Origin of the sequence: Affinundibacterium fentianense (assembly GCF_018139545.1) — a bacterium.
In the GTDB taxonomy this organism is placed as follows: Bacteria; Pseudomonadota; Gammaproteobacteria; order Burkholderiales; family Burkholderiaceae_D; genus Undibacterium; species Undibacterium fentianense.
Genome location: NZ_JAGSPJ010000030.1, coordinates 1 through 306 on the forward strand (window position 1 = coordinate 1; position 306 = coordinate 306).

Here is a 306-nt window from a genome sequence, read left to right on the forward strand (position 1 = left end):
TACTTGGTACGGTGTCACCAGAATACAGCTTGGTGATATTCAGTTGTGCTGCATTCGGGGCAGTCAAAGGATTCGTGATCGTTACCGCTTGTGATGCACTGATCGCTGTGCTGCTATTTAAACTAATCACCGCTGCACTTGTTGCACCGAAGGTATAACCGCCTGCTAAGACGCCTCCGGTGATCGCGGTCTCCGTGACCGTACACGTTTCACCTTGTACCAAGCCCGTGATCGTGCCGGTGGTTCCTGCTGTAAAACTCGTGGTCTTGGTGCCGCTGATTGAACAAACCGCTTGCACACCGATTG

General features: G+C 52.3%; 1 protein-coding gene. It reads right to left on the bottom strand.

Annotated elements, in window-relative coordinates; all coding sequences use genetic code 11:
• A partial coding sequence (locus KDM90_RS17660) for a hypothetical protein (RefSeq protein WP_212676941.1) occupies positions 1–306 on the bottom strand: 306 nt, incomplete at both ends.